The 4,070-nt window shown below is 68.2% G+C and carries 4 protein-coding genes and 1 pseudogene; 3 read left to right on the plus strand and 2 right to left on the minus strand.

Annotation, left to right across the window (positions count from 1 at the left end):
* A pseudogene (locus tag HGB39_RS37755) lies at positions 1-164 on the minus strand (universal stress protein); the annotation flags it as partial.
* A 123-nt stretch (positions 165-287) separates the two neighbouring features.
* Positions 288-1,904, minus strand: coding sequence for a CYTH and CHAD domain-containing protein (locus HGB39_RS37760; RefSeq protein WP_247607631.1), 1,617 nt, complete (start codon positions 1,902-1,904; stop codon positions 288-290).
* A 448-nt stretch (positions 1,905-2,352) separates the two neighbouring features.
* Between HGB39_RS37760 and HGB39_RS37765 the strand changes: the two genes are divergently transcribed.
* From HGB39_RS37765 to HGB39_RS37775, 3 genes are all read left to right on the plus strand, one after another.
* Complete coding sequence (locus tag HGB39_RS37765) at positions 2,353-2,961, plus strand: Rv1733c family protein (protein ID WP_043787396.1); 609 nt, start codon at positions 2,353-2,355, stop codon at positions 2,959-2,961.
* Positions 2,962-3,204: 243 nt separating this feature from the next.
* Positions 3,205-3,456, plus strand: a complete 252-nt coding sequence (locus HGB39_RS37770) for a hypothetical protein (RefSeq protein WP_242323008.1) — start codon at positions 3,205-3,207, stop codon at positions 3,454-3,456.
* A gap of 82 nt (positions 3,457-3,538) precedes the next feature.
* The gene (locus HGB39_RS37775) at positions 3,539-3,826 is read left to right on the plus strand and encodes an Rv3202a family protein (RefSeq protein ID WP_005561790.1); all 288 of its coding nucleotides are present in this window, start codon (positions 3,539-3,541) and stop codon (positions 3,824-3,826) included.
* The last annotated feature ends 244 nt before the right edge of the window (positions 3,827-4,070 follow it).

Raw genomic sequence — 4,070 nt, forward strand, 5'->3', positions numbered from 1 at the left:
CCCGAAGAGCGGATCGGGGGAAACACCGTCTGTCGCAACTAGCCGGCGGGCGGCAGATCATGACCAGGGCCGAGGGCATGGTGCAGGAGGTTCTGGCTCGTCGATCCCTGAAGGTATCCGGCGAGCCGATTGTGGCCGTGGCTTTCCACGACGACGAGCCGGGCCCCTAACTGCTCGAGACAGAGAACGACCCCTGTCAGTGGTCACCCTCGACGACATGCGTGATCCGGCCCGGCTAGCCATCCGACGTGGCCGACCGCACTCGTCCCGGCCGTCCGTCGCGCTGGTCAGGTGGCGAGTTCTTCGGCTTCGTCGCGGGCGCGTTGGGCGGCCTGCAGCTCGAGTCCGTAGAGCAGTCCGAAGGTGAATCCGTTCTCGCCCTCGGTGGCCCCGGCGCGGGCGCCGAGCGCGCGGAGGACGCCGCGGGCCACCACGCTGTCCTGGTGTTCACCGAGTACCTCCTGAATTTTCTTGTACTTCGCGACCTTCTTTCTGCTCTTCTTCCTACCGAAGATCGGGATGGTGAGCTCGGCGGCGTAACGGGCCCGCTTCGCGGCCTTCCGTGCCCGGTGGAGGGCCTCATCCCCGCCGTCGTCGAGGGCGGCGGCCAGCCTCTTGTCGGCCTTCTTCCACGCCTTCCGGGCGGCCTTCTCGAGCACCCGGGAACCGGATGAGGCCTCGTCGGTCAGCGGAGGCGCCGTGCGCCACTGGGCCAGGCTGGCGAGCAGCGCACGGTAGCGGCCCGTGTCGAGGGTCGCCATCACCTCGTCCTGATACCGGCGCTGCTCGGCGAGCAGGTCGTTGTCGATGCGGGCGGCGACCGGGCCCATCACCAGCTCGCTCGGCAGGTCGGCGACCGCCTTGGCGAACCGGGCGCGCTGGACCTGCCGGTCACGGACCTCACCGAGTACCCCGGCGTACCAGGACAGTTCCTCGTCGAGGTGCGACCGCGCGGCCGGGTCGAGAACCTTCTGGAACACGCGCAGGGTACTGCGGAACCGCCGGATACCGACCCTGGTGGAATGGATCGGGTCCAGCCCGCGGCGCAGCCACACGTCACCGGCGACGATCGCCTGAGCGTGTTGCTCGAGGTAGTCGGTCAGCAGCTTTCGAACAGTCTCCACACCGGCATCCCCGCCGTCGCCTTCGCTGGCGTCCGCGCGACCGCGGTCCGGCGTCAGCGCCCGGACAAGCTTCGACGCATACCGCGACGGGTGCGCACCGCTACGGGTCAACCGTGTGCCGATCGCCCGCAGGAGCTTGTCGTCACCGCGGTCACCGAGCTCGACCTCCACTTCGCGCCACTGGCTGGCGACGGCCCCCTCGTCGCCGGCGGTCGCGGTGGCCTGCACCGTATCGTCGGCGACCTCCGCCAACAGGTTGCCGTCCGCGTCGAGCAGGCGATGCCGGTGTCGGGTGGTGGAGATTTCGGCCACCCGCCGCACGGGTTTGCCGAGTGCCACACCGACGACCAGCTTCGCCAACTCGTCGGGCACCGATTCACCCTCGGTGATCGGCAGCCGGATCTCGGTGCGCGCCGTGCCCGCGGGCACCTTCAGGTGCCAGCCGGCGTCCACATCCCCGGATCGGCGCCGCAGCGTCAGGTGCTGGCTCAGCAAATCCCGGTCGGCGGTGTCGAAGTACACGCTGTCGAGGGTGACGGTGTCCCGCTCCACCCGGCCTCCGGCCGGAACCAGGTCGTCGAGGTCCGGTACCACGAAGCCGAGGCTCACGTCGTACTTGTCTTCCCGCTCCCGCCGCAGCGACGTCGTGAGTCCAGTCGTCGCTCTCCGGCCCGCACGTTCGGGCGACCAGGAAAAGTGGCGGTGACTGCCCACCGGGTCGTCCTCTCGCGTGTACGTTGCGCCCTGACCCCAGGACTGCGGTCCATGGTTTTCGGCCATCTCGTGTCCTCCTTTGCCACGTTCACACGGTCGTGCCGGCTCGGTACCACGATCCCGATAACCCCGCTGAGACGCGCAGGGTCGAAGGTCACTCGATGGACGCTGGTCTTCTCGCCTGTGCACACTCGGGTCTGCGAGGACTCGTCCCGGCACCGCGCATTGCGTTCGGTACGGGCGCCACCGGATCATCGGCGGGCGGCGCCACATGATGGCGTGGACGATGCCCAGTCCGATTGTCATCGGAACCAGGGAGCGGCTTTAGGGAATGACCCTCGGTTCGACGAGCGCGGCGCTGCTACGCCTACCGTGCCGTACCCCGCTCATCGTGTGCGAAGGACGCAGAGGACTGAAGTCCTCCGACAAGCAACGAGTGTCGATGACCTTGTTCCCTACGCCGGGCGCGGTCTCCGCGGAAGACTCGGAACCGAGCCAACGGAGGAGGTACACGATGGACACGAATCAGGCACTCCCGCTGCGCTGGTGGCGAATGGCACCGTGGAGCCGAAACCCACTCATGCGACGCTGCGACCGCGTCGATGCCGCCGCGGCTCTTCTCGCGACCGTGTTCGTACTGATCATGGTGCCGTGCGCGGCCGCCTTCGGGACAGCGACATACACGGGCCTGAGCGAACAATCCCACGCAGACCGCCAGCGCAGCCACCGACAAGCTGCCGTTCTCGTCGCCGACCCGCGGCCCGGATCGGTGGCAGACACACGTACCAGCTCCCGGGAACCCCAGAACCATGCGTCGGCGCACTGGACCGCACCGGACGGCACCCTGCGCTCGGGTGATGTACCGACGCCACCGGACGCGGAATCGGGCGACACGATCGACGTGTGGATCGACTCGAACGGCAACCTCACGGCCGAGCCGAGGACTGGGCAGGAAAACGCCACCGTCGCTGTGAGCGCAGCACTTTGCGTGTGGGCCGCCGCCGCGAGCGGTGCCTTCCTCTTGCTGTCCTGCATTCGATGGATGAATTCACGGCGCCGGATGCGGCAATGGGATCGCGAATGGAACGAATTCGGCCGGACACCAGGATGGCCCGTCAGCTGACCCCGTCACTCGAAGCCGCGTGACGCAGGAGCAGCGATCAACCCGACAATCCCCGACCGCAGCACTCACGATCTGGCCGAGACGAACGAGAACGACTCCGGCGCAGCTGGATCCACCGATACGAGAGCAGGACATTCGCGCGTGAACACCTCGACGACAGACGCACACCGCTCCGGCGGGCCCGCCGCACACCTGATCGGTATGCCAGGTATTACACGTGAACCGGGGGGTGAGGCGGTGGTGGTGGGATCGCGTGTCGTAGTCCGTACCGGTACCGGTTCCGAGCATCCGCACCCGGTTCGTGGCGTGGTGATCGAGGACTACGCGGACGAGCCCGCCGTTCGGGACCAACTCGGCGGGGGCCGGGCGCCGGTCCGCCGGTGGGCGATCGTGCTCGACGACGGCCCACTCGTGTTCGCTGATGACGGCGACCTCGAGCTCGACGCGGAACACCCTACCGCGGGCCCGGGGGATTTCGACTTCCGGCGCGGCTAGACATCACCGCCTTGCCGCGGACAACGACACGTCTCGGCACCGACACCGACACCGCCCTGATCAGAGCAGAAAGGACCACGGAATGAACACCCGCCCCTTCGATGTCGTGCCCGAGGCCGACCGGCTCGAGCAGACACACACCCTCGACACCGCCGGCGGCCTCCTCGACCCCGAACCGGCTTCCCGCGTACCGGTGCCCTGGGATGCGCCCGAAGCCGACCGGCTCGAGCAGGCGCAGCCGGTCGGCACCGTCGACGATGCACTGTCCTCCGCCGGCACCGACCATGCCTGGGACGCGCCCGAGGCGGACTGGCTCGAGCAAGCCTTCGCGGTCCCCTTCGGCGACGACCACGACGTCCGCGACGGGTAACCGGCCAGAAACTCGCCATCCTGGGGCGCGGCGGACCTTGACCCGCTCCACCCACACGTGCTCGAACCGTACGGCGGTGTGTCGCCACCACGGGCAAGGTTCGCGCTACGCGGTGCTCGCCGAGCCCGGCATCGGGTCGCACGACGGGGACTCGGCCCGTGGTGATGTCAGCAGGAGCGTGGGAGTTGCGGGTGTCGGGTCTGGGAATTTTTTCGCCATGACTCTTGTCATGTTCTATGTCAGA

The organism is Rhodococcus opacus (assembly GCF_012396235.1).
GTDB classification, from domain to species: domain Bacteria; phylum Actinomycetota; class Actinomycetes; order Mycobacteriales; family Mycobacteriaceae; genus Rhodococcus_F; species Rhodococcus_F opacus.